Source organism: Geoanaerobacter pelophilus, from assembly GCF_018476885.1.
Classification (GTDB): domain Bacteria; phylum Desulfobacterota; class Desulfuromonadia; order Geobacterales; family DSM-12255; genus Geoanaerobacter; species Geoanaerobacter pelophilus.
The window spans coordinates 96375-119001 of the sequence record NZ_JAHCVJ010000008.1; the positions used below are offsets into that span (position 1 = coordinate 96375).

23 protein-coding genes and 1 tRNA gene are annotated in these 22627 nt (G+C 51.5%); 9 read left to right on the forward strand and 15 right to left on the reverse strand.

Annotation, left to right across the window (positions count from 1 at the left end; genetic code table 11):
* Window positions 1–33 precede the first annotated feature (33 nt).
* Window positions 34–2853, reverse strand: a complete 2820-nt coding sequence (locus KI809_RS17200; RefSeq protein WP_214172829.1) for a PKD domain-containing protein — start codon at window positions 2851–2853, stop codon at window positions 34–36.
* A 265-nt stretch (window positions 2854–3118) separates the two neighbouring features.
* On the opposite strand from KI809_RS17200, the gene KI809_RS17205 reads away from it, so the two are divergent.
* Window positions 3119–3811: a response regulator transcription factor gene (locus KI809_RS17205; protein WP_214172830.1), complete on the forward strand. Its 693-nt coding sequence runs from the start codon at window positions 3119–3121 to the stop codon at window positions 3809–3811.
* Window positions 3812–4301: 490 nt separating this feature from the next.
* Window positions 4302–5294, forward strand: coding sequence for a sensor histidine kinase (locus KI809_RS17210; protein ID WP_214172831.1), 993 nt, complete (start codon window positions 4302–4304; stop codon window positions 5292–5294).
* 177 nt (window positions 5295–5471) lie between these two features.
* Here KI809_RS17210 and KI809_RS17215 read toward each other — a convergent pair whose 3' ends face one another.
* The 4 genes from KI809_RS17215 to KI809_RS17230 all read right to left on the reverse strand — a co-directional run bounded on the left by KI809_RS17215 (window position 5472) and on the right by KI809_RS17230 (window position 9554).
* Complete coding sequence (locus tag KI809_RS17215; RefSeq protein WP_214172832.1) at window positions 5472–6326, reverse strand: HDOD domain-containing protein; 855 nt, start codon at window positions 6324–6326, stop codon at window positions 5472–5474.
* 13 nt (window positions 6327–6339) lie between these two features.
* Window positions 6340–8235, reverse strand: coding sequence for a GspE/PulE family protein (locus KI809_RS17220; RefSeq protein WP_246559480.1), 1896 nt, complete (start codon window positions 8233–8235; stop codon window positions 6340–6342).
* Window positions 8236–8313: 78 nt separating this feature from the next.
* Window positions 8314–8829, reverse strand: a complete 516-nt coding sequence (locus tag KI809_RS17225; RefSeq protein WP_214172833.1) for an FmdB family zinc ribbon protein — start codon at window positions 8827–8829, stop codon at window positions 8314–8316.
* A 17-nt stretch (window positions 8830–8846) separates the two neighbouring features.
* On the reverse strand, window positions 8847–9554 hold the full coding sequence (locus KI809_RS17230; protein WP_214172834.1) for a YkgJ family cysteine cluster protein: 708 nt from the start codon (window positions 9552–9554) through the stop codon (window positions 8847–8849).
* Window positions 9555–9770: 216 nt separating this feature from the next.
* On the opposite strand from KI809_RS17230, the gene KI809_RS17235 reads away from it, so the two are divergent.
* The 3 genes from KI809_RS17235 to KI809_RS17245 all read left to right on the forward strand — a co-directional run bounded on the left by KI809_RS17235 (window position 9771) and on the right by KI809_RS17245 (window position 10699).
* Window positions 9771–9971: a cold-shock protein gene (locus KI809_RS17235; protein WP_214172835.1), complete on the forward strand. Its 201-nt coding sequence runs from the start codon at window positions 9771–9773 to the stop codon at window positions 9969–9971.
* Window positions 9972–10069: 98 nt separating this feature from the next.
* Window positions 10070–10432 carry a DUF4124 domain-containing protein gene (locus tag KI809_RS17240; protein ID WP_214172836.1) on the forward strand — a complete coding sequence of 121 codons (363 nt, stop codon included), beginning with the start codon at window positions 10070–10072 and terminating at the stop codon, window positions 10430–10432.
* Between the two features lie 84 nt (window positions 10433–10516).
* On the forward strand, window positions 10517–10699 hold the full coding sequence (locus KI809_RS17245; protein WP_214172837.1) for a MerR family transcriptional regulator: 183 nt from the start codon (window positions 10517–10519) through the stop codon (window positions 10697–10699).
* 55 nt (window positions 10700–10754) lie between these two features.
* Here the strand turns inward: KI809_RS17245 and KI809_RS17250 are convergent, their stop codons facing one another.
* From KI809_RS17250 to KI809_RS17260, 3 genes are all read right to left on the reverse strand, one after another.
* Window positions 10755–11063, reverse strand: coding sequence for a cytochrome C (locus tag KI809_RS17250; RefSeq protein WP_246559481.1), 309 nt, complete (start codon window positions 11061–11063; stop codon window positions 10755–10757).
* Window positions 11064–11121: 58 nt separating this feature from the next.
* Window positions 11122–12747, reverse strand: a complete 1626-nt coding sequence (locus KI809_RS17255) for a fumarate hydratase (RefSeq protein ID WP_214172838.1) — start codon at window positions 12745–12747, stop codon at window positions 11122–11124.
* Window positions 12748–12941: 194 nt separating this feature from the next.
* Window positions 12942–14228: an O-acetylhomoserine aminocarboxypropyltransferase/cysteine synthase family protein gene (locus tag KI809_RS17260; protein ID WP_214172839.1), complete on the reverse strand. Its 1287-nt coding sequence runs from the start codon at window positions 14226–14228 to the stop codon at window positions 12942–12944.
* 339 nt (window positions 14229–14567) lie between these two features.
* On the opposite strand from KI809_RS17260, the gene KI809_RS17265 reads away from it, so the two are divergent.
* A complete protein-coding gene (locus tag KI809_RS17265; RefSeq protein WP_214172840.1) occupies window positions 14568–14828 on the forward strand; it encodes a cytochrome c7 in 261 nt (86 codons plus the stop codon).
* Between the two features lie 54 nt (window positions 14829–14882).
* Here the strand turns inward: KI809_RS17265 and KI809_RS17270 are convergent, their stop codons facing one another.
* Window positions 14883–15476, reverse strand: a complete 594-nt coding sequence (locus KI809_RS17270) for a hypothetical protein (RefSeq protein WP_214172841.1) — start codon at window positions 15474–15476, stop codon at window positions 14883–14885.
* Window positions 15477–15665: 189 nt separating this feature from the next.
* Here KI809_RS17270 and hcp point away from each other — a divergent pair, with 189 nt between their 5' ends.
* From hcp to KI809_RS17285, 3 genes are all read left to right on the forward strand, one after another.
* Window positions 15666–17309, forward strand: a complete 1644-nt coding sequence (hcp, locus tag KI809_RS17275) for a hydroxylamine reductase (RefSeq protein WP_281416929.1) — start codon at window positions 15666–15668, stop codon at window positions 17307–17309.
* Between the two features lie 267 nt (window positions 17310–17576).
* Window positions 17577–17792, forward strand: coding sequence for a GSU3473 family protein (locus tag KI809_RS17280; RefSeq protein WP_214172842.1), 216 nt, complete (start codon window positions 17577–17579; stop codon window positions 17790–17792).
* A gap of 180 nt (window positions 17793–17972) precedes the next feature.
* Entirely contained in the window at window positions 17973–18173 is a 201-nt protein-coding gene (locus KI809_RS17285) for a GSU3473 family protein (RefSeq protein ID WP_214172843.1), read from the forward strand.
* Window positions 18174–18252: 79 nt separating this feature from the next.
* On the opposite strand, the gene ychF is transcribed toward KI809_RS17285, so the two are convergent.
* The 6 genes from ychF to ispE form a co-directional block, all read right to left on the reverse strand.
* The gene (ychF, locus tag KI809_RS17290) at window positions 18253–19347 is read right to left on the reverse strand and encodes a redox-regulated ATPase YchF (protein ID WP_214172844.1); all 1095 of its coding nucleotides are present in this window, start codon (window positions 19345–19347) and stop codon (window positions 18253–18255) included.
* A gap of 34 nt (window positions 19348–19381) precedes the next feature.
* Window positions 19382–19963, reverse strand: coding sequence for an aminoacyl-tRNA hydrolase (gene pth / locus KI809_RS17295; protein WP_214172845.1), 582 nt, complete (start codon window positions 19961–19963; stop codon window positions 19382–19384).
* 30 nt (window positions 19964–19993) lie between these two features.
* Window positions 19994–20578, reverse strand: coding sequence for a 50S ribosomal protein L25 (locus KI809_RS17300; RefSeq protein ID WP_214172846.1), 585 nt, complete (start codon window positions 20576–20578; stop codon window positions 19994–19996).
* Between the two features lie 45 nt (window positions 20579–20623).
* Entirely contained in the window at window positions 20624–21571 is a 948-nt protein-coding gene (locus tag KI809_RS17305; RefSeq protein ID WP_214172847.1) for a ribose-phosphate pyrophosphokinase, read from the reverse strand.
* Between the two features lie 73 nt (window positions 21572–21644).
* A tRNA-Gln gene (locus KI809_RS17310) sits at window positions 21645–21719 on the reverse strand.
* A gap of 53 nt (window positions 21720–21772) precedes the next feature.
* Window positions 21773–22621 carry a 4-(cytidine 5'-diphospho)-2-C-methyl-D-erythritol kinase gene (gene ispE / locus KI809_RS17315; protein ID WP_214172848.1) on the reverse strand — a complete coding sequence of 283 codons (849 nt, stop codon included), beginning with the start codon at window positions 22619–22621 and terminating at the stop codon, window positions 21773–21775.
* Between the last annotated feature and the right edge of the window lie 6 nt (window positions 22622–22627).

Sequence of the window (22627 nt, forward strand, 5' to 3'; positions counted from 1 at the left end):
CAGGGGCGTTCGTGAATCAGGCTTATCAAGTTTCTAAGGCGCAGTCAGCCCGAAGAGTGGATAGACAGCTGTATCACTAGTATTGGCGACAAATCCGGAATCAGTTGCGGCCAACGGAGCGGAATAAAGGAACGGTGCCGGGCATGACCCGGAAAAGTCGTACGTTCCAATGATATTGCCGTTGGTGTCGGTGTAATTTCCCTTCATAATGGAAGAATAGAGCGCTGTGATCTTTGCCTTCTGGTCGATGGTCTCTCCATTGAGAATCATGGTGCCGAGGCTCTGGTACACGTTAGCGAACACTGTCGCGTAGTTGTAGTTATTTTCGCCGTCAAGGTCGCCGTAAGTTCCTGACAGGCTCATCACCTGATTGAAGATCGACTTGTCAGTGTCACTTGTTATCAGCAGCTTTCGCAACAGGGTTGCAATCTGTAACCGGATAGAGACTATACTTGTACTGCCGGCATAGAGGTTGTTCCGCTGGGTATCCACCAGTCCCGACATCAGCGCAGCCTGCGTCTCCGTGACATATCCCTTGGTGCTGTCGCTTAAGACTGTGCCGACATCGGCGGTGAGCGAGGTGCTGATGGCATACCCCTCGTGGCCGATCGCCGGGGCGTCCTTCATATAGAAGCCGCCATAATAGGTGCCTTGCCGCTCAGGGCAGAAATAGACGTCTGCCTCGATAGAGCCGGCATACCAGCTGAACAGGTCACCGGCGTAGGTCATCACCGCAACGGCATCGCCGCCGTACTGCCTCAAGAGGGTTCCCATCTTTCTCTGAATCTCAGCTCTCATTGCGGATCCTTCAATGGAGGTGTCGGGCCAGGAAGCCCATCCTTTCCCTTTCATGGCTTCCAGGTAGGCCTTCTGGGAACTGCTCATCCCATTGAGAACGTTCGCATACAGGAGAGCCCGGTCATAACTGATTTTTCCGTCGATCAGGTACAGCTGGCGCGAAACACTCTTCACTGCGTCCAAGCTGAGTCCCGTCGATCCGGAAGGGATATCGCCACTGAGCAGATGCCGGAAGGCTTTCATCAGCTTGAATCGACCATAACCGTAACTGCTGATGTCAGCCTGTTGGGCTGTCGCCAGAATTGTCAACTGCCGGAACTGCTCGTCACTCAGAATGTAGATGACGTTCTCAGCAACCCTGGTGAGGAAGCTGGTGTTGTGTCCCATACCGTCCAGATCGTTGTCGCGCAGATACTGGAAGCCGGTGTAGTCGGCCACCTTGCCGGGAGGGAAGAACGACTGTGAGTTCAGATTGCCGTTCATCATTGCAAATGCTGAAAAAGCCAGGGTTGTCCGCTGCGCTCCGTCTGATATGGTTTGTACGTTGTTCATCCCCATCGGCGCCGTAGAGGCCACTGTAATGGTCTTTGTGATACTGCTGCTGCCAAATTCGTTTCCGACGGTGAGCGTCACCTGGTAGGTACCGTAATTGTGATAGGTGTGGATTGGGCTCTGATTCGTAGCAGTTGCGCCGTCTCCGAAATCCCACAACCAACTGGTGGCGCTGAGCCCGGAGGTATTGGTGAAGATGATGGCGGTGTCGGCTGCCTGCCAACTGAATCCGGGCTCAGGTGCCGTTCGGGCGTAGCTGAGGCTCAGTGAGCTTGACCCGAGGGTTATATTGGCAATAGCCGTTGTGAGCAGATCTCCGGTGACCTGTGATGGGTCGGCCGGGAGGCTGGGCGTGCCGGAAAGGGCGTACAGGGTTAATGTGTAGGCCTTGGAGCCGGGACCTGTGGACTGTGGCGGGGCATAACCCAGAACTGTATGGCTGGTCTTGCCGGCTGTGCCGACAGCGGTATTGTTCCTTGCAAGGCTGACCGATGTGTCAGGGATGTTGTAGAGCACCCAGTTGTAGAGGGTTGTGCCATCACCAGGCAGGGTAGTCATTACCAGTGCATAGTTGGTGGTTCCCTGTGGAGGGTTGACCCAGGCAAGGGCCGGAGATGCTCCGCTGCCGTCAATAGTGTAATATATTGGCAGGTTTCCCCCATTAGAGCCGGCATCGCTCATTAGCAGGAAGGTGCTTCCAGTCGAGGTGACCGTCACGGTTTTTGTAGTAGTGTTGCTAGCGCCACCTGCATTGGTGACTTTCAATGTCACCGTATAACTGTTTGCTGTTAGGAATGTGTGGGTAGGGTTCTGGACGGTACTGGTTGTACCGTCACCGAAATTCCACTCCCAGCTGACCGGTGTTCCGGTCGACTGATCAGTGAATTGGATACTCTGCCCGGCATAAGGAGCGGCATGAGACGACGAAAACGCAGCTGTGAGTCCGGATGCCTGGCTCGCAAAGGTTGCAATGACTCCGGTGTTTCCGTTTATGGCGATGGTGCAGTTTCCTGTGCCACTGCAGCTGCCGTTAGACCATCCTGTAAAAAGTGATCCATATTCTGCTGTTGCGGTAAGCGTAATACTGCGATTTTGATCAAAAGCTGCCGTGCAAACCGAGCCGCAGTTGATGCCGCTTGGTGAACTGGTGACATTTCCGCTTCCCGTACCGGACTTTACGACAGCAAGGCTGAACTGCGGTGGTGGCGGAGGCATTTCGGGAGAAATGGTGATCTGTCCAGATCTGAGGCTCAAAGAGTTGCCGCTGATTTTCAGAGAGCCGATCGTGACAGTCGAATCAAACGTGATCGAATTGCCGCCTGCTCCTCTAATGTCGACATCGTCACCCCGTGCCGGCAGTTTTGAAGGGGCCCAGTTTGCCGTGGTTTCCCAAGCCCCCCCGCTGGTGATGTTCCACGACATTGGACCGGCAAAGGCAATTTTCGGAAGGATCAGCAATATGGCGAAACTAAGCAGCATTTGTATCAAGCAATTCCCTTTCATGGCAACACTCCCATCTCCATGTAATTACAAACAGTGTCGTTTTCACGGAGTCTTCGCGCACATTCCTTTGTCCCTCCAGCCACTGGTAGACTCCCAGTCTGGTGAGATCGTCTTTGGTACTTTGAAGAATAGCGGAGGCATTTCGTAAGTTGTGTTAAGATTTGCAAAGGGGATCGATGGAATTCTTTACAATTTTTAACAAACAGGGCGCTAACTGTGCGAGTATAGTAAAGATGTTGGCAATCTCTTGTGCAAGGGGTAACAAATGAGCACCATTCTAATCATCGACGATGACAAGGATCTGTGCGAACTGCTCAGGGACTATCTCGCTGCGGAAGGTTTTTCTGTGGAGTCGGTCTATAATGGTCTGGACGGAGCTGACCAAGCCATTTCCGGCTCATATACTCTTGTCGTACTCGATGTTATGCTCCCCGGGATAAACGGCTTCGATGTACTGAGAAAAATTCGCGCAGCCTCAAAAATCCCGGTGCTCATGCTGACGGCACGGGGGGAGGATGTGGATCGAATCGTCGGTCTGGAGATGGGTGCTGACGACTATCTGCCAAAACCGTTCAACCCCCGGGAGCTGGTAGCAAGGATTCGGGCGGTATTGCGACGGATGGAGGCGACTCATGAGACACAATCAAATACCGGCAGGATCATCGTTGGAGATGTTGAACTTATTGCCGGTACACGTACCGTGCTTCGCTCAGGCGAGAAAGTGGATTTGACCACGGTGGAGTTCGCCATTCTCGAAATTCTGTTGCGCCAGGTCGGTAAGGTGGTATCACGCGATGATCTGGTAAAGCAGGGATTGGGACGAACCCTTACCGCCTACGACCGGAGTATCGATGTGCATGTAAGCAGTCTACGGAAAAAACTGGGGCCGTCGTCAGGCCAGTCGGAGCGGATCAAAACCATCCGCAACATTGGCTACCTATATTCTGCTGCGATGTAGGGCACTGAACATGCTTAACAAAAGGCGAACACAAAGACCTTCTTTGCTCATAAGATCATTCTTTATTGGTCTGATCATTTATACCTCTCTTGTTACATTTTCGGTTGCGCAGCAGGAGAAACCCCTCCCTGCACAAGCTGAGCATCAGGCAGCCACAGAAGATGTCACCCCAAGAACGCGTAGGGTACCGCCTAAGGTTGCTATGGATGCCTGCATTGGGAAAAGGGAAGGAGATCTCTGTGCTTTTAACGCACCTGAAGGAGTAAGAAACGGCGAATGCCTGTCGGGGGTAGAGAAGATTTTTGCCTGTAGGCCGTTTCGCGGCGGAGAGCCTGCACAACCTATTGAAAGTAATTCTCCCGAACCGCCAACTGCTCAGCGTGCCCCATCGCGTTTGGGTACCGGCGCGGAAACTCCAAACAAAACCGCCTCTGAAAATAGCTCTCAAAAATCAGAACCAAAACCGGTGCCTTCCCTGGAGACAGCACCGGTGACCGCTCCCGCACAACCGGCGACATCACAGCAAGACTCTGCACCACAATTCGCTACGATCCAAGACAAGTTAGCTGGCGGCAGCGTTTGGGGGTATATTGCTATTGCCCTTCTCTGCTCCGCGATCACTTGGTTTATGCTTTTTCGCTATTTTACTTTTCCTCTCAGGCGCCTGCGCAAGGTTACCCAGCAGCTTGCCGGTGGTGACCTCTCGGCGCGAGTCGGTGAAGGGTTGGTACACCGTAAGGATTATGTGGCCGATCTCGCCCGGGATGTAGACCGTATGGCTGAAAGAATAGAAAGTTTGGTCGGTGCGCATCAAAGGCTGATCAGGGATGTATCCCACGAATTGCGCTCACCTCTTGCCAGGCTCAATGTGGCCCTTGAACTCGCCAGGCAGTCTGCCGGACCTGAACATTCTGCCCCTTTTGATCGCATAGAGCGCGAGTCAGAACGCCTCAACGAATTGATCGGCCAGTTGCTGATGCTTACCCGGCTTGAAAGCGACAGCAGTATGAGCCAGCGCGAGGATATTGATATCGCAGACCTGATTAGGGATGTCGCCCATGACGTGGACTTTGAGGCTCAAAGCACAAATCGTCGGGTTGTAGCCAGGACAACAGACACAATGACCTTGAGCGGCAACAGGGAACTTCTCCGCCAAGCTCTGGAAAACCTGGTACGGAATGCCGCTCGCTACACGGAAGAAAATACGGAAGTTGAGATTTCACTGCGCAAAAAGGAATCGGGGGGGCGTTGCTGGGCCCACATAGAAGTAAGGGATCACGGCCCGGGTGTGCCGGAAACGGTGCTGTACGATATTTTCCGACCCTTCTACCGGGTCAGCGACTCACGCGAACGTCAAAGCGGTGGAACCGGCGTCGGTTTGGCAATCTCAGACCGAGCGGTACGGTTGCACGGGGGAAGTCTACGTGCATTTAATGCCGCTGGGGGAGGACTGATCATGGAAATGGAGTTGCCTCTCAAATAGAAAAGGGTTGTATCGCTAGAATCATAGATTTTTCTTAATGGTAAATAAATAGGCCCATGAATTTCATGGGCCATCTGTTTTTTTCTGTACGAAAAAAACTCTCGATTGGGGCCAAAAAACAACTTATGAGTACCCGTTAAAGTCGGTGGCAGTGTCAAGCCTGCTCGGTGCAGCCGGTTATTTGGTACCTTGAGACACCATTTGCAAGGTGTCCTCTATCACAATCTCCAATTCCGCCAGGATAATCTCTTTTGCTCCCAGAACTTGTGCCTCAGTCGTTGCAAAAAGCACTAGTGTCGGTGCCGGGCACATTCCTATCCCCATCTTGTTGCATGCCTGATCAACAAGCCGAACCAAGGCGAGGAGCGGATTGGTCTGATTCCACTCCGGGTTATGGTGGTCTTGAACCACGTCACAGTAGATATCAGGCATATTCCATTTTTTCATCAGGATGTAGCCCTGCTCTTCATGCATGCTGTTCAGGACTTCGCTGACCAGGGCCGGTGAAACAGAAATCCCCAGTTCTCCAGATTTGCACAACTCATCGAGCACCTTGAGCAGGAACAATTTGCCGATATCGTGGAGCAGTCCTGCCAGGAAACCCTCTTGAGCAAGGGCGCCGTACCCTGTTTTGGTGGCAAGCCATTTGGTGCCGATGGCACAGCACAAGGCATGCTTCCACAGGGTTTGCATGATGGGGTTGAACTGTTCGTTGGAAGATCGGTAAAAATCCTGCTGGGTGGCAAGCATCGCAATGTTGGAGACTTCTTTTGCTCCGAGTCGTATTGCGGCATCTCGAATAGTTGTCGCCTTGCTCAGGCCTGAATAGAACACCGAGTTGGCGACTCTAAGCACCTGGCTCGCTACCCCAGGGTCGGCAACAATGAGTTGGGATATCTCTTCCAGGGTGTAATCCGGTTTAGCGAGGACTTGCTGGAGCTTGAGCGCCACGGCATGAAACACCGGGACATCAAGGGTGTTGCGGCTTAAGTGCTCGCTGATTGTTTCGACAATTGACTTTTTGCTCGTCATAACTACAAAAACCTCATATCCCCAAAATTCTCTTCAGTTCATGCAACGGTCTCGGTTTGCTGATTCTCGGCAGATCCCTCAGCACTTCGTGGATCGAGATCAGCCCCCTGGCAGCCTTTACCAGACCGTCTTCAAAGAGCGTGACCAGTCCGGAGGTTTCCATGCTGAGCCTACGGATTTCCGCAGAACTTTTATCACCCAGTATTGCCTCTTTTACCGGTTCGTTCAAAACCAGCAGCTCGAAGATGGCGGTTCGCCCCTTGAAACCGGTAAAGCGGCATTCCTTGCAGCCTTTTCCTTCTCGGAATTCAGCTCCAGCCAGCTCGGGCGCCATATAGCCGAGTCGGCTTATCTCAAGCGGCGTCGGCACATATGGTTCTGCACAGTGGTTGCATACTAATCGAAGCAGCCTTTGCGCCACGACACAGACTACTGTTGACGATATCAGGAACGCCTCAATCTCCATATTCATAAGCCGGATAAGCCCGCCAATGCTGTCCTCGGTATGAAAGGTTGTGAGGACCTTGTGACCGGTCAAGGCGGCCTGGATTGCCGTTTCCGCTGAGAATGTGTCCCTGATTTCTCCGAGGACTATTATGTCAGGGTCTTGCCGGACAATATGCCGGAGCGTCTCTTCAAAAGTTACGCCGATCTTGGGGTTGATAGAGCATTGCGAAATACCGTCGATGACAAACTCTACCGGATCTTCGGCTGTGATGATGCTGGTGTTGATGTTGTTGAGATACTTGACACAGCTGTACAGTGTCGATGTCTTCCCTGATCCGGTGGGGCCGGTTACAATCATGACTCCTGTAGGCGTGTCCAGGGCATCATAGATGAAGTGCTCCAGCATGCGAGGCGCCATACCGATGTCGTTTATTTCGAGAATAGAGCCTTTCTTGTTCAACAGCCTCAGGACGATCTTTTCACCGAAAATCGTTATGTAGAAGGAGACTCGCATGTCAAGATTGAAGCCGTGCTTGCGGCTTTCGAACAGGATCCTGCCATCCTGATGCCGTCGTTTTTCCGCAATGTCGGCCTGTGCCATGACCTTAATCCGGCTCGAGATCTGAGGCGCCAGCTCAAGGGGGAGATCCCGGTGTTGCATCATCACCCCGTCCCTTCGGAGGCGGATCCGAATCCGGTCTTTCATCGGCTCTATATGGATATCACTGGCATTTTCGGTTATGGCATCATCAAAAAGGGTGTTGATTATCCCGATAACCGTGTTCTCATCGGCAACACCTTTTTCCGTATGGAGTGCATTTTTTTCCGCATTGGTGAGAGCTTCCAGTATCTCCAGTTTAGAGGTTATGGCCGGGCTGATGTTCTTGCCGAAAATGGACTCGGCAATTTCCCGTGACTTCTTATCCAGTGGGTCTGCAAAGGCAATGGTAAAAACATCCCCGGTTTTCTCTACCGGAACAAAAAGGAGGTCACGACAAGTTTGAAACGAGGCCTTGGTAAACAGCTTCTTGTCCAGTTTTCTGAATTCCAGCTCAACCTGCGGAAAGCCGAGTTGGTAAGCGAGTACTTCAAGGAGCTTCCGCTCGTCAATGAAGCCGTGAGCCACCAGGAGGTCTCCCAGTTTCATCCCGGAAGCTCCTTCTTTCTGCAGGTTCAAGGCTGCTTGCAGGTCTGACTCTCGCATGTAGCCGAGTTCGACCAGCAGGTCTCCCATGCGGATCGCCACACGGTTCTTGCGCAAGGTATCGCGGACTTGGTCACCGGTAACATAGCCAAGCTCTTGAATTATGTCGATGATAGTCTTTTTTGAGGCAAGCTTGGAGCGAACGCGGATGGCGTAAGAGAGTTGGTCCTTGGTTAGCAGTGATTCCTTGACTAGCAGTGGCGCTATCGCCCCTGCTTGGGGAAATAGTTCCTCGGGATTTTTTTGCATGTCACTCATAGGTCTCTCAAAGTCGGGTTGATTTCGAGAAGTATAGACCATCAACAAGCCAATGCAACCGCTCCGCACCGAAATATATCAGGGCTCTGATAGGTCGAAACGGTACAAAGTCTCATCGTGAGCGGGAGGGGTATATCTGCGCTTCAGCCCTTTGAGCCCATCTTTGGCAAACAGGTTTTCAATGTTGCTGTCATCAAGCACATCACCCATCTCTGCCTCGACCACTTCGGGGTCTTCTCCTGATTCCAGCCGGCGGATAGCTTCTTCGAAACCACCTCCCAGATTCATCCCGGTTGCTTCCGAAAGTCTGCGCATCATTTTTGCCATTTGCCGCGGGTCATTTTCATCCGCCCCATCAAATTCGCTTGCCATTCCCATAAGAGCCTTTTCGAGCTTGGCTTCATCAATTTCGGGGATTTCTCCACCGGACGACTCATCCTTCCTCCCACTGGATATGGCGAAGTGTGATACCTTGCGCTCCAATTCGGGCTTGCGGCATTTGGGGCAGGCCGGTTTTCTTTCCGCATCTGCCGTCTTTGCGAGAAAATTGAAAATGGTGTGGCAGGCACTGCAGTAGAACTCGTAGACAGGCATTCCTGGGCTCCTTTCTTTCAGTGTCCGGAGAGAGTCACAAGATAGGGGTGGTGCAGCCCCTCCTGCTCAAGAAGGGCCACTGTGACTTCATGCCCTTTACGCACGGTATTTTCCAAGTCATATTCACTATTAAGCAACACCATGAGTGGCAGGTTGCCATATAGAGAGAAACCGAAATGTTGGGCCATGGTTGCCGAAATTCGGCTCTCAAGGTCACGGCCGTATTCCTGGGTGGCAGCTACGTAATGCATGGGGAATAAGACGACTTCCGTGTCGAGGCTATTGACAAAAGCCCGTTTCTCCTCGCTTGACATCGCAGTAAAATCGGCGCCACACCAGAAACTTTCCTTGGTTGCAAGGAGTGCCCGGCAAGAAAAAGGACGGGCCTGGTAGATGCTGCAAGAGCCTCGCACGAGAAAGGGGCAGGGGCCAACCTCCTGCCGGTGCATTTTCAAGTACGATTTGAAGTCTGTTGCCATTGCCAGTATTGCCCGCAGTTGCTTAAGATGGTCCTTTAGCCGTTGCAAGCTATCATCGGTGATTGCATCGCTAATCCCCAGAGTCTCAGGCCAAGTGCAGTTCACTGCCAGCGAACAGCAGTTGCTGCAGTTGTCCGCACAGAAGACCTTGCCCCCAAGTAAGGTGTAGCCGTTAATCCAGGCAGCGTTTGTTGTCTCAGAATCCAGCTGGGACTTACGAACCTGTTCCCTGATATTTTCACTCATCAACGAGAACCTTATTCTTTCAAAAAAAGACTTTATGCCGCAAAAGATAGGGATATTTTCTGCCTGAATCAAGAAAAAACAGGCGTATACAAAAAAATCTTGATTTCACATGGATGTATGTTAAGGTTAGTCAATTTTAAAGTTTCTAGGCCGGATGGCAGGACATCGGCAGCTGCCGGTGCATTAAAAACATAAGAAGCAGAAGGAGAAACAAGAATGACGACAGGCAGAGTGAAATGGTTCAATGACAGCAAGGGGTTCGGTTTTCTTGAGCAGGATAATGGCGATGACGTTTTTGTTCATTTTTCCGCAATCCAGAGCAATGGCTTCAAGTCCCTTGCTGAAGGCGATACGGTGCAGTTCGAAATCGTTAAAGGGCCAAAAGGTCTTCAGGCATCAAATGTAACCCGCATCTAACGCCTCTCAGGCAGATTTTCAATAAAAGGCTCCGTTTGGCGGGGCCTTTTCTATTCCGACCGTATTTGATCAGATAATCAGCGTAAGCGGGGATGCTCATGAAAAAACTTACAATCTTTCTCTTGTTGATAGCCGCTACGGCATATGGTGAGATTTATCGCTGGACCGACTCCAAAGGAACCACCCATTTTACCAACAGCATCTATGAGATTCCAGACCGGTATCGTGCCAAGGCGAAACCGGTCGATCTTGGAATCCCTGAGCAAAAGAGTGACCAACCGCAACCTCCGCAGGCCTCACCAGTTGCAGTTCCGTCCCAGCAAGCCTCTGCGCCTGCAGCTGCGGCAACACTGCCACCGCCTGCCTTACCTGCACAAGTAAAAGAATCTGTACGAGAACGGCCAATTGTGAGAACAAATAAAAGCTTCAGGCCAGCCAGAAGGTCGAGCGAACAAGAGTAATACGCGTCATTTCTGGTAAATCATGCGGAAAGCTGGTGGGGTGGTATACTTATAAAAAAGCCAATGCAGCGGAAGGAGATGGCCATGTCATTTGAAAAAACCTGGTATTCCCTCAACGAGGCTATCGAGAAGTTCGGTTTGGAAAAGGGGCTGATTCTGAAATGGATCGAAGATGGTCTGGTTCGTGCTGAGGAAATAGACGGAAAAGTCGAGAGGGTGAACGTTGATGATCTGGATCTGAAGGTTCAGGAAATGACCGGAATCTGACAGGGATTGAGAGCTTTAAGCAGGCACTCAATCCCTGTCGCGTTGAGATTTAAGGTTATTTCTTTTTGAGCGGGCTCTGTTTCCAGTAAATCCCTAGTACTTCACGCTCCTTGGCGCTCAGCTTTGCGCCGCGGGTCTCCATCTCTCTCTGGATTGCCGACATATCTTTTCCTGCTGACAACGCCTCGTCAATTTTGGAGCTCTTGTGACAGGTGGTACAGTTCTTATCGATTATGGATCGGGCCTTACTGAAATCGCCACCCCGAACATTGCCAAGATTGGTACCTGCTTTAGCTGGGTCAACCGCCAAGGCAGGTGCAGCTGTCACAAGAAGTAAAAGTGAGGCAATAACTGCTTTTATCATATCATTCCTCCCATCTGATTATTTCCCCCCGGTAGCAATTTACCGAGGGGCGTTACCATCAGAGGCCCAGCTGTTTAAAGAAGTCGTTTCCTTTGTCATCAACCAGAATAAATGCCGGGAAGTCTTCCACTTCAATCTTCCAGACTGCTTCCATTCCCAGTTCAGGGAAGTCGATGCACTCCACTTTTTTGATGTTCTCTTCAGCTAAAACTGCAGCCGGGCCACCGATAGAGCCGAGGTAGAAGCCACCATGCTTCTTACAGGCATCGGTAACCTGCTGGCTCCGGTTTCCTTTGGCGATCATGATCATGGAGCCGCCATTGGCCTGGAGCAGATCGACATAGGAGTCCATCCTTCCGGCAGTAGTCGGGCCGAACGAGCCGGATGCTTTGCCCGGCGGAGTTTTGGCCGGACCGGCATAGTAGATCGGGTGGTTCTTGAGGTATTCTGGGAGCGGTTTGCCGGAGTCAAGGATCTCTTTGAACTTGGCGTGGGCAATGTCCCGGCCGACTACGATGGTGCCGTTCAGCAACAGCGGGGTGGATACCGGATGCTTGGTCAGTTCGGCCAGGATATCCTTCATCGGCTGGTTGAGGTCAATCTTGACGCCGTGGCTATGCTTGCCACGATACTGCTCAGGGATGAAACGGCCGGGATTACGGTCCATCTCTTCGACGAACAGGCCCTCTTTGGTTATTTTTGCCTTGATGTTGCGGTCTGCTGAGCAGGAAACAGCCATTCCCACTGGGCAGGAGGCGCCGTGGCGGGGGAGACGGATGACGCGGATGTCGTGGGCAAAGTATTTTCCGCCGAACTGAGCGCCGATGCCCAGCTTGTAGGCCTCCTGCAGGAGTTTTTCCTCCAGTTCCAGATCGCGGAACGCCTGGCCGTGCTCGTTGCCTTTGGTTGGGAGTTCATCGAGGTATTTGGCAGAGGCCAGTTTAACCGCCTTCATGCAGGCGTCGGCAGAGGTGCCGCCGACAACAACGGCGATATGATACGGCGGACAGGCTGCAGTGCCGAGGTACTTCATCTTGCCGACCAGGAACTTGACCAGGGTGTCAGGATTGAGCAGTGCCTTGGTTTCCTGGAACAGGGAGGTCTTGTTGGCCGAGCCGCCCCCTTTGGCCATGAACAGGAACTTGTAGTAGTCGCCGTCAACTGCCTGGATGTCGATCTGAGCCGGCAGGTTGGTGCCGGTGTTGATCTCCTCGTACATATCAAGCGCTACGGTCTGGGAGTAGCGGAGGTTCTCCTCGGTGTAGGTCTTGTAGACCCCCTTGGAGAGGTATTCTTCATCCTTGCCGCCGGTCCAGACCTGCTGTCCCTTTTTTGCGACGATCGTAGCTGTACCGGTATCCTGGCAGATCGGGAGTTCGAAGTTGGCAGAAATCTCGGCGTTGCGCAGAAAGGCGAGTGCAACCCCTTTGTCGTTCTGTGATGATTCCGGATCGCGGAGGATCTTGGCCACCGACTCGTTATGTGTGGGGCGTAGCAGGAACGAAACATCACGCATAGCCTCATTGGCGAGGATCGTCAATGCCTCGGGGCACACCCGGACAACATCTTTTCCGGCGAACTGCTCCACGGTTACATACTGCTCTGATCCCTCAATCTTGCGGTACTTGGTCTCATCTTTGCCGAGCGGGTAAGGGTCCTGGTAGACAAACGGTTTTGTTGCCATTGCATCTAACTCCTTTCCATGGGGATATTAACAAAGCAGTGCCTGTGTATTCTGTATACGGTTTCCGGCGGAATAATATTGGAAAAAACTGATTTTGTCGAGCGGGAAGTTGGGGAGCATGCAACAAAAAGCCCGCCGGTAAGGGCGGGCTGAGGAGTGTGAACAGGAACTGGAGCGGTTGGCCTAGTGGGAAGCTATGGTTGCTGGCTCTTGGCCAATGCCTGATCAATGTCTTCAATAATATCGTCAATATGCTCGATGCCAACGGAAAGCCGGATCAGGTCAGGAGTAACGCCTGACGATATCTGCTGCTCCTCGCTGAGCTGGCGGTGGGTGGTGCTTGCTGGGTGCAGAACACAACTCCGGGCATCGCCGACGTGAACCACCAGGGCGATAAGTTGACAGCTCTCCATGAAGATTTTGCCGGCAGGGGCGCCACCCTTGATGCCGAAGGTGAGTACGCCACTGCACCCTTTCGGCAGGTATTTCTTGGCCCGCTCAAAGCTTGGGTGGCTCGGCAAGCCCGGATAGCTGACCCAGCTAACTGCGGGATGTGCCTCCAGGTGTTTTGCCACTGCCAGGGCGTTGTCGCTGTGGCGTTGCATCCGTAACGGCAAAGTCTGCAATCCCTGGTTAAACATGAAAGAATTCATTGGTCCAGGCGAAACCCCCAAGTCACGCATCAGCTGCACCCGCGCCTTGATGATGTAGGCAGCAGGGCCGAAGGTTTTTACATACTGGAGTCCGTGATAGCTGGTATCCGGCTCTGTCAGTTCCGGAAAGTTTCCGTTGTCCCAATTGAAGTTGCCACCATCTACAATAACGCCGCCTACGCTTGTTGCATGGCCGTCAATGTACTTTGTGGTGGAATGGACAATGATGTTGGCGCCGAAATCGAACGGGCGGCAGAGATAAGGTGTGGCAAAGGTGCTGTCAATGATCAGAGGGACTTTTTTCTCTTTAGCAATTGCACTGAATTTTTCAAAGTCGAGGACATTGAGCCCTGGATTGCCGATGGTCTCGGCGAAAACGGCGCGGGTATTGTGGCGGAACGCCTTAAGGATTTCATCTGCCGGCGCTTCCGGATCGACAAAGGTCACCTCGATTCCCATCTTGGGGAGTGTTGCGGCAAAGAGATTGTAGGTGCCGCCGTAAAGGGTGCTTGCCGTGATAAAGTGTTGGCCTGCCTGGCAGATATTGAAGATGGAGAGTGTTGTGGCAGCCTGTCCTGACGAGGTGCCAAGGGCTGCAACCCCTCCCTCCATCATGGCGATCTTCTTTTCAAAGGCGTCGGTGGTCGGGTTGCCCAGACGGGTGTAAAAATGGCCCGCGACTTCCAGGTCGAACAGCTTCGCCACATAATCAGCGCTGTCGTACTTGAATGTAGTGCTTTGACAGATGGTTACAACCCGCGGATCGCCAGGTTTCGGGTCATATCCCCCCTGGATGGCCTGGGTTTCGATCTTCCAGTTCTTGCTCATACTCTTCCTCCGGAAAAAAGTATTGCGACATGGTTGGGCATCATAACAGAAGAGGTTTGCAAGTTAAACAGGTAATAAGCCTGCACAAGCGGATTACCGTGATGCTGTTATCAATTGATTTCAAGGCGCATAACTATCGATCTCGGAAAATTTACTCTATCTCAAAAGAAGAAATCGTTACCTCAATTGCGGTGGAAAAGGGTCATTGTAAATACAAGAGTTGTATCGTAAGTGTAACGATATCAGGTTGTTGTTGCTTTGGTTATGGTTTGGCATGGCTAGTGAACAAGACAAGATGATTCAAGGTGTACAAACAACGCCATTAAAGGAGAAACCCAGATGAAAAGAATTATTATTGCCATGTTTGCCCTTGTTGCCTTTGCCGGAACCGCTTTTGCCGCAGATGTGATCGAGATGAAGAAGGGGGTAAAGTTTAATCACAAAGCCCATCAGGCTGCAGCTGGTGACTGCAAGAAGTGCCATGAGCAAGCTCCTGGTAAAATCGCCGGATTTGGTAAGGATTGGGCGCATAAGAACTGCAAGGGTTGTCACGCTGACATGAAGAAGGGGCCTACTTCCTGTAAAGAGTGCCACAAATAATATCTGAGCAGAAAAGTGTCTGAAAGGAGGTAACGCTTGCGTTACCTCCTTTTTTTATTTGAAACGTAAAATAAACCTGGTGCCAATCACTTCTTCGTCGGACTTTGTCCCCGGTTGGAGTGGCCCTTTGAGAACGTTCTGATCATAGTAAAGATTCAGGTCTATTTGGCGTCCGAGACGCAGACCCAATTCACCGGTCCAGGTGAGGTTGTTCGGTGACAGGCGCAGGATTTCGTGGCGTCCGGGAGTGGCTGGCGTTGCAGCTCCTCCGGGGGTGCGTCCCTCGGTTGTTCCGTAATTGTAAATCGGCAGCTTCGTCGCAAATCCCAGATAAAACATGTCGGAAAGTCTGAGCTTGCCTCCGGCCTGGGCATGCAGCTTGTGGGTGATATCCTCATAGCCGCTGCCCAATTCGCGTTGGTGTGCCGTATGGCTGACCCCTACCTCAGGTTCTACTGTGAGCGCTGGTCCGGATTTAACAGCAAGGCCGCCAGAAGTAAGAAGCTTGTCTGGTTCCAGTTTTCTGCTGAAACCGGACAGTGCCGGAATAGTGCGGCTTAGCGGCTCATCCTCTACTGCAGACGCGACCCCGGAAGAGAATAAAACTACCAATGCTGTGATTGCTACCAGTTGCACACGATACTTCATAGCAACACCCCTCAATTGCACTGTATCACAAACCGCCATCTCCGAAAATCGCGTTTCTTGACCGAGGTCAAGGTTAGCAGAAGCTGGTTATTGTAACTTGACCTCACCAGCAAAATGCGCCAGTGGCAAAAGATGGTAGAGTTTATAGTAACCAACCGAAACCGAATTTAAGAGAGGGAGGTATTAACAATGAGTATGTTTTGTAACCAGTGCGAGCAGGCTGCGAACGGGGTAGGGTGTTCAATTTCGGGGGTGTGCGGCAAGAAGCCTGATGTTGCGGCGTTGCAGGATTTACTACTGTATACTCTAAAAGGGGTCTCGCTATATGCAACCAAGGCCCGTGAATTGGGCGCTAAAGACGAGGCAATTGACCGCTTTGTTGTTGAGGGGCTTTTTACCACCGTTACCAACGTTGATTTTGACCCGGCTCATATAGAGAAAGCTATTCGCAAAGGCATTGAGTTGCGTGGGCAGGCCAAGACGCTTTATGAGAGTGCCTGCAGCGCGAAAGGGCTTGCTCCGGCACAGATCACAGCAGCTCAGGCTGTTTTTGCGCCGGCAGCGGACCTTGCCGGACTTATTCGCCAAGGTGAAGAACATGGTCTTAATTCCCTGCATGTCAACGAAGACATCCGCTCAGTAATTGAAATTCTCAGTTTTGGTCTGAAGGGGATGGCTGCCTATATGGACCATGCGCTGATTCTCGGCAGAACCGATGAAGAGGTGCTCGCCTTTTTTCACAAGGCACTGGCTGCTACTACCGATACTGGCCTGGGGCTGATGGATTTCGTGGGGCTTGCCATGGAATGTGGCAAGCATAACCTGCGTACCATGGAAATCCTGAACCAAGGGCATGTCGAGACCTATGGCCACCCGGTACCGACTCCGGTTAACCTCGGAACCCGCGCAGGCAAGGCGATTCTCGTCTCCGGTCACGACCTTAAGATGCTTGAGGAGCTGCTGAAACAGACCGAGGGGAAAGGGGTGAACATCTATACCCATGGTGAGATGATCCCGGCACATGCCTATCCTGGGCTCAAGAAATACTCCAATTTGGTCGGCAATTTCGGCGGTGCCTGGCAGGATCAGGCCAAGGAATTTGTCAATTTCCCTGGGGCCATCATTTTCAATACTAATTGCATTCAGCGCCCGGCTGATTCTTACAAAGACCGACTCTTTACCTGGGGTCTGGTACAGTGGCCTGATGTTAAGCATGTCGAAGGATGGGACTTCTCTGCTGTAATTGCCAAGGCGCAAGAGTTCCCAGGTTTCCCGGAAAATCCCGGCCAGGAGATTCTCGTCGGATTTGGACATAACGCAGTGCTTGGGGTTGCCGACAAGGTGATCGATGCCGTTAAAGCAGGCGCAATCAAGCGATTCTTCTTGATCGGCGGCTGTGATGGCGCCAAGCCTGGCCGGAATTATTATACCGAATTTGCTGAGAAAGTGCCCAACGACTGTGTCATTTTGACTCTTGCCTGTGGCAAGTATCGGTTTAATAAACTTGATTTTGGCGACATTGGCGGTATCCCTCGCCTGCTCGACATCGGGCAGTGCAATGATGCCTACTCAGCAATCCAGATTGCTGTCGCCTTGGCCGGCGCCTTCAACTGCGGGGTTAACGAATTGCCGCTTTCTTTCATCCTTTCCTGGTATGAGCAGAAGGCAGTTGTCATTCTGCTGACCCTGTTTCATCTGGGGATCAAGAACATCAAGCTTGGTCCGACATTGCCGGCTTTCATAACGCCCAATGTACTCAATTTCCTGGTAGAGAACTTCAATGTCGGTCCGATCACCAATGCTGAAGACGACCTTCGGGCTGCTTTGGCATGACAACGATCATTGATTGAAACAAAGAAGGCTCGCTGAACAGGCGGGCCTTTTTTGTTTCTCGCCGGTATTAATGATCTTCCCGCAGAAATATTTTAATAATTTTAATCTTGATTTTTGTCGTCTTTTCTTACATTTTGCATAAACAGGGGATTGTGTCGAGTTTTATGCGCTCTCTTAAAGTTCGGTTATTTAAATGCTTAGACGTATTCGCATTGTTTGTGCATATCTGTTAGCAGCCAGGAAAATTTGCAGAAAGGGGATTGTGAGATGATGATCCTTGTGCGGTATTTGGACGGTACTTACGACATGGTTATGAATTATCACCTCGATGATTTGATAAGAGATAACCGTATCATCGGCTTTGAAAGAGCTAACCGCTGGGTCACCATTGGGCTTGATCCGGTACGTGGCTCAGGAGGGATTTATCTCGGCCAGGACCGACGCTTGGTTGAGGAGCAAGAATCTTCGCCAGTGTTTTCCTAATTTTTTTAGGGTGCGATCTTAATTGAATAATGTTTATTAACTAAAAAAAACTGTTGCATGGATATTTTAGGCTACGTTATACTGCAGTCCTTCCGCGATCCTGTCATCTGCCTGATAGAATAAATCTGTCTCAAACCCGTATAGGCAACATTTTCACGTTTTCCAGAGGAGGAGATGACGATGGTTGTTCTTGTACGCTGTAACGATGATACCTGTTCAGTGGCTCTTGAGTCGTGTCTTGATGGTTTGATCAAAGGGGGCTTGATATCTGCTTATCTTGATAAAGGTGAGTGGGTTTCAGTAGCGCGCAGTTTGAGGATTGCGAGGGGGGTTATCAGTAGCCGCCGTTCGCTGGAGCGAGTAGTGGCAGCTGTTGCGTGAGTTGTACGTTTATAGGATATGGAAATGGGCGATCGTTGGATCGCCCATTTTGCATATTGGGTAATATGTCGGCATCTTGTCAAACGTTGAAACGAAAATGCATGACATCGCCATCTTGAACCAGATACTCTTTACCTTCAAGGCGAAGCAGTCCCTTTTCCTTGGCACCTGATTCCCCGCCGCAGGCAATAAAGTCATCGAAAGCTATGACCTCTGCACGAATGAAGCCTTTCTCGAAATCCGAATGAATCACGCCCGCAGCCTGCGGTGCTTTCGAGCCACGAATAACGGTCCACGCCCGAACTTCCTTGACCCCGGCTGTAAAGTAGGTGATCAAGCCGAGCAGTTCGTAAGCCTTCCTGATAAGACGCTCCAGCCCTGACTCTTTCAATCCGAGGTCTGCAAGAAATTCTTGCTTTTCCGAACCTTCCAGCTCAGCGATCTCTGCTTCAATGCGGCCACAGATTGGTACTACTTGGGCGCCTTCACGTGATGCTATCTCAATTACTTTAGCCACTGCTGGGTGCTTGCCTTCGAGATCGTCTTCAGCGACATTGGCAACATAGAGTACCGGTTTGTCTGTAAGCAGATGCAGGTCGCGCAGCCATACAATCTCTTCGTCGCTTTCAGCAATGCCGCGTGCCGGTTTCCCCTCGCCAAGCAGATCTCTGACGCGAATATAGAAGTCAACCTCATCTTTGGCTTTCTTGTCTCCGCTCCGGGCCTGTTTCTCTACCCGCAGTAGTTTTTTCTCAACAGTATCAAGGTCTGCCAGGCCAAGTTCAGTTTGAATCACCTCAATATCTCCGGCTGGGTCAACGCAGCCATTGACATGAACTACATTTTCGTCCTCAAAACATCGGACAACATGGACAATTGCATCTACGGAGCGTATATGGCCTAAAAACTGGTTCCCTAACCCCTCACCCTGGCTGGCGCCCTTGACGAGACCGGCAATGTCTACAAATTCGATTGTTGTCGGCAACGTCTTTTGGGGGATTACTATCTCAGCCAGTTGATCGAGTCTGCGATCCGGGACCTGGACAATGCCGACATTCGGGTCAATGGTGCAAAATGGGTAGTTGGCTGATTCGGCTCCTGCCGATGTCAGAGCATTAAAAATAGTCGATTTCCCAACATTTGGCAGGCCGACTATGCCGCAATTCAGGGCCATTTATATGTCCTTCCTGTGATTGACCAGCCACTCTTTATCCGGCCAGTAAATCCTTGTTGTTGTAAATGCTCATTGCCTTGGGGAGGCCTTCTGAGACCAGCATTTCGATCGCATCTACAATACGGTCTAAAAGGGTTGAGAGTTCCGCCATCTCACTCTTAGAAAACGGGGAGAGGACATAATCAGCAGTATCTCCGAACTTAGAGCGATCGATGCCGACCCTGATTCTGGTGAATTCTCCGCTGCCAAGTTCTTGAAGCAGTGAGCGGAGGCCGTTATGTCCGCCATGCCCGCCGCCCTTTTTAAGTTTTATCTGGCCGAAGGGGATATCAAGGTCATCATGGATGACAATCAGGTCGTCAAGGGTCAGCTTGTGATAATGCAATGCAGGAGATACAGCACGGCCGGAGAGGTTCATGAATGTCTGAGGTTTAAGGAGATGGAGACGTTCCCCCCAGCAAGTCGTTTCGCCGTAAAGGCCTGAAAATGCCTTCTTGGTTATGGCGACATTTGCATGGTGCGCAAGACGATCCACTACCATGAAACCAGCATTGTGGCGGGTCCAGAGGTATTTGGTGCCGGGATTACCCAGCCCGGCAAGCAGTTTGCCTGACATCTTATTCCCTGCTGCCGGGCTCGATCGTTATTACTCGGCTGCCGGTGCATCTTCCTTGGCTTTGCCAAGGATGCTTACTATGGATGCCCTGCCGTCGAGCAGAACTTTAACGCCCTGTGTCAATTTGAGGTCTGAAACGTGGATGGAGTGACCGATAGTGAGATCGGTAATATCCACTTCAATGCTTTCCGGGATCTGCCCGGGAAGGCATTCGATGTCAAGTGAGTGGGTCGGGAAGTCCAGCATGCCACCCTCTTTAACGCCGATAGCAGTTCCAACCAGTTTGACAGGGACATGAACGCGGATCTTGTCAGCCATGTCAAGTTTGTGAAAATCGACATGCTTTACGTTGCGTTTGATCGGGTCCTTGAGAAGGTCGGTTACGATCACCAAGCTGCCATCGAGGCTTCCGCACCCTTTGATGGTGAGCAGGGTATTCTGGCCGCTCTGGCCTGAGAGTGCAGCGCCCAGCTCTTTCGGGTGCAGGGTGACTGAAGTTGACTCAATCCCTTTGCCGTAGACGACCCCAGGGATGAGTCCCTGTGCTCTCAGCTGACGGCAGCCGTTCTTGCCGCTCTGTGTTCTCGGTTGAAGTGTAATTTCGTTCTGTGCCATAAAATCCTCCAGTTGGAATCTTGGACGGTTGATTATCGGTTTGGTTTATACAAATAGTGAGCTGACTGATTCGTCCTCATGGATACGACGAATCGCCTCAGCAAGGAGCTCAGCCGACGTAAGTACTTTAATTTTGTTACTCTGTAGCGATTTATCGCCCAACGGCACAGTATCGGTGATAATGAGTTCCTCGATATCTGATGAGTTGATCCTGTCTATGGCCGGACCAGAGAGGACGCCATGGGTAGCGCATGCATGAATTGCCCTGGCGCCGTGAGACTTGAGGGCTTTGGCTGCCTGGGTGAGCGTTCCAGCTGTATCGATCATGTCGTCAAGGATTATTGCTGTTTTATCGCGCACTTCACCGATCAGGTGCATTACTTCGGCAACATTGGGTCCGGTGCGTCGTTTATCGATAATAGCAAGTGTGCAGCCAAGCCGTTTGGCAAAGGCTCGAGCGCGCTCTGTCCCCCCGGCATCCGGAGAAACCATGACGATCTCATTGCTATCGGGGAAACGCGATTTGAGGTGGCTGAGAATTACTGGTGCCGCATAGAGGTTGTCCACCGGGATATTGAAAAAGCCCTGTATCTGGCCGGCATGCAAATCAACCGTTACAACCCTGTCTGCTCCTGAAGTGGTCAGCAGGTCGGCAACCAGCTTCGAGGAAATCGGAGTGCGTGGCGCCACCTTGCGATCCTGGCGCGCATAGCCGTAATACGGAATCACGGCAGTGATGGTTGCTGCAGATGCCCGTTTGACAGCATCCATCATGATCAGCAGTTCCATCAAGTTGTTGTTGGTAGGTGCGCAGGTCGACTGGATCAGGTAAACGTCTCTGCCCCGGACGTTTTCACCAATCTCAACCATAATCTCGCCGTCAGAAAAAGTCTTGACCTTTGCAGAGCCAAGAGGAACGCCGAGACTTTTGCAGATCTTCTCTGCCAGGACAGGATTTGAGTTACCGCAAAAAACCTTGATTTTGTCTTCCATGGTCGCAGATACCTTGACGATTCGTACAAAACGCCCCTTTTGGGGGCGCTTGATACTGTCGTTCCAGAAGTTGTGGCTGGGGCGCCAGGGTTCGAACCTGGGAATGCCGGAATCAAAATCCGGTGCCTTACCGCTTGGCGACGCCCCAACAAAAGGAGCTAAGCCGTAACTTAGTCTATTGATGAATGCTATATTACAGTATTACAAGGTTTTGACAGCCGCTGTGAACCAGTTGTGCTCAGTGGCAATTTTCTTTGCCGCCTCACGGGCAGCAGCTTCGTCCTCGAAGATACCGAACACTGTTGGCCCGCTGCCGGACATTAAGGAGGCCGCTGCCCCGTACTGTATGAGAAGGTTCTTGATGTCACGAATCACCGGAAAGCGGGATATGGTGACGGATTCAAGATCATTTCCAAGAACGGCACAGAGTTCTGCAATGTTGTCAAAGAAGTTAGGCATTGTATTGACATCTTTTCCTATTGTCAATTGCAAATTTTTATATACCCATGCAGTGGAAACATGAACATTGGGGTTCACCAACACAATCCACGGTCGTGGTATCTTTTCGATCCGGGTGAGTTTTTCCCCAATACCTTCGGCAATCGAAGTGTCTCCGAAGATAAAGAAAGGGACATCGGCTCCCAGAGTGACTCCGATCTCCATTAGTTGTTCGGTGCTAAGTCCAAGTTCGAGCAGGTTGTTAAGCCCCATGAGCACGGTTGCCGCGTCACTACTTCCTCCCCCGAGTCCAGCTGCAACCGGGATTTTTTTATCAATGTCGATTGCAACGCCGACCGGCTTTTGGGAAAGGTCCAGCACTGCCTTGGCGGCTCGCCATGCGATGTTTTCCGGTCCGTCAGGCACACTATTGCGGTTGCAGGTTACCGTAATCCCTGTGGAGCCGGTCAGGTTGATGCGGATCGTATCGCAGAGGTCAACTCTCTGCATGATCATTCTCAGGTCATGATAGCCGTCAGGCCTTTTGCTTAGGACATCAAGGCGATAATTAACTTTGGCTGGAGCTGAAAGCTCAACTGATTTGTTTGGCATGAAGCA

Bases quoted from the DNA above. Each gene is read 5' to 3' on its own strand.
- KI809_RS17200 (WP_214172829.1), bottom strand. From the start codon at position 2,853: ATGAAAGGGAATTGCTTGATACAAATGCTGCTTAGTTTCGCCATATTG.
- KI809_RS17205 (WP_214172830.1), top strand. From the start codon at position 3,119: ATGAGCACCATTCTAATCATCGACGATGACAAGGATCTGTGCGAACTG.
- KI809_RS17215 (WP_214172832.1), bottom strand. From the start codon at position 6,326: ATGACGAGCAAAAAGTCAATTGTCGAAACAATCAGCGAGCACTTAAGC.
- KI809_RS17220 (WP_246559480.1), bottom strand. From the start codon at position 8,235: ATGAGTGACATGCAAAAAAATCCCGAGGAACTATTTCCCCAAGCAGGG.
- KI809_RS17225 (WP_214172833.1), bottom strand. From the start codon at position 8,829: ATGCCTGTCTACGAGTTCTACTGCAGTGCCTGCCACACCATTTTCAAT.
- KI809_RS17230 (WP_214172834.1), bottom strand. From the start codon at position 9,554: ATGAGTGAAAATATCAGGGAACAGGTTCGTAAGTCCCAGCTGGATTCT.
- KI809_RS17235 (WP_214172835.1), top strand. From the start codon at position 9,771: ATGACGACAGGCAGAGTGAAATGGTTCAATGACAGCAAGGGGTTCGGT.
- KI809_RS17240 (WP_214172836.1), top strand. From the start codon at position 10,070: ATGAAAAAACTTACAATCTTTCTCTTGTTGATAGCCGCTACGGCATAT.
- KI809_RS17245 (WP_214172837.1), top strand. From the start codon at position 10,517: ATGTCATTTGAAAAAACCTGGTATTCCCTCAACGAGGCTATCGAGAAG.
- KI809_RS17250 (WP_246559481.1), bottom strand. From the start codon at position 11,063: ATGATAAAAGCAGTTATTGCCTCACTTTTACTTCTTGTGACAGCTGCA.
- KI809_RS17255 (WP_214172838.1), bottom strand. From the start codon at position 12,747: ATGGCAACAAAACCGTTTGTCTACCAGGACCCTTACCCGCTCGGCAAA.
- KI809_RS17260 (WP_214172839.1), bottom strand. From the start codon at position 14,228: ATGAGCAAGAACTGGAAGATCGAAACCCAGGCCATCCAGGGGGGATAT.
- KI809_RS17265 (WP_214172840.1), top strand. From the start codon at position 14,568: ATGAAAAGAATTATTATTGCCATGTTTGCCCTTGTTGCCTTTGCCGGA.
- KI809_RS17270 (WP_214172841.1), bottom strand. From the start codon at position 15,476: ATGAAGTATCGTGTGCAACTGGTAGCAATCACAGCATTGGTAGTTTTA.
- hcp (WP_281416929.1), top strand. From the start codon at position 15,666: ATGAGTATGTTTTGTAACCAGTGCGAGCAGGCTGCGAACGGGGTAGGG.
- KI809_RS17280 (WP_214172842.1), top strand. From the start codon at position 17,577: ATGATGATCCTTGTGCGGTATTTGGACGGTACTTACGACATGGTTATG.
- KI809_RS17285 (WP_214172843.1), top strand. From the start codon at position 17,973: ATGGTTGTTCTTGTACGCTGTAACGATGATACCTGTTCAGTGGCTCTT.
- ychF (WP_214172844.1), bottom strand. From the start codon at position 19,347: ATGGCCCTGAATTGCGGCATAGTCGGCCTGCCAAATGTTGGGAAATCG.
- pth (WP_214172845.1), bottom strand. From the start codon at position 19,963: ATGTCAGGCAAACTGCTTGCCGGGCTGGGTAATCCCGGCACCAAATAC.
- KI809_RS17300 (WP_214172846.1), bottom strand. From the start codon at position 20,578: ATGGCACAGAACGAAATTACACTTCAACCGAGAACACAGAGCGGCAAG.
- KI809_RS17305 (WP_214172847.1), bottom strand. From the start codon at position 21,571: ATGGAAGACAAAATCAAGGTTTTTTGCGGTAACTCAAATCCTGTCCTG.
- ispE (WP_214172848.1), bottom strand. From the start codon at position 22,621: ATGCCAAACAAATCAGTTGAGCTTTCAGCTCCAGCCAAAGTTAATTAT.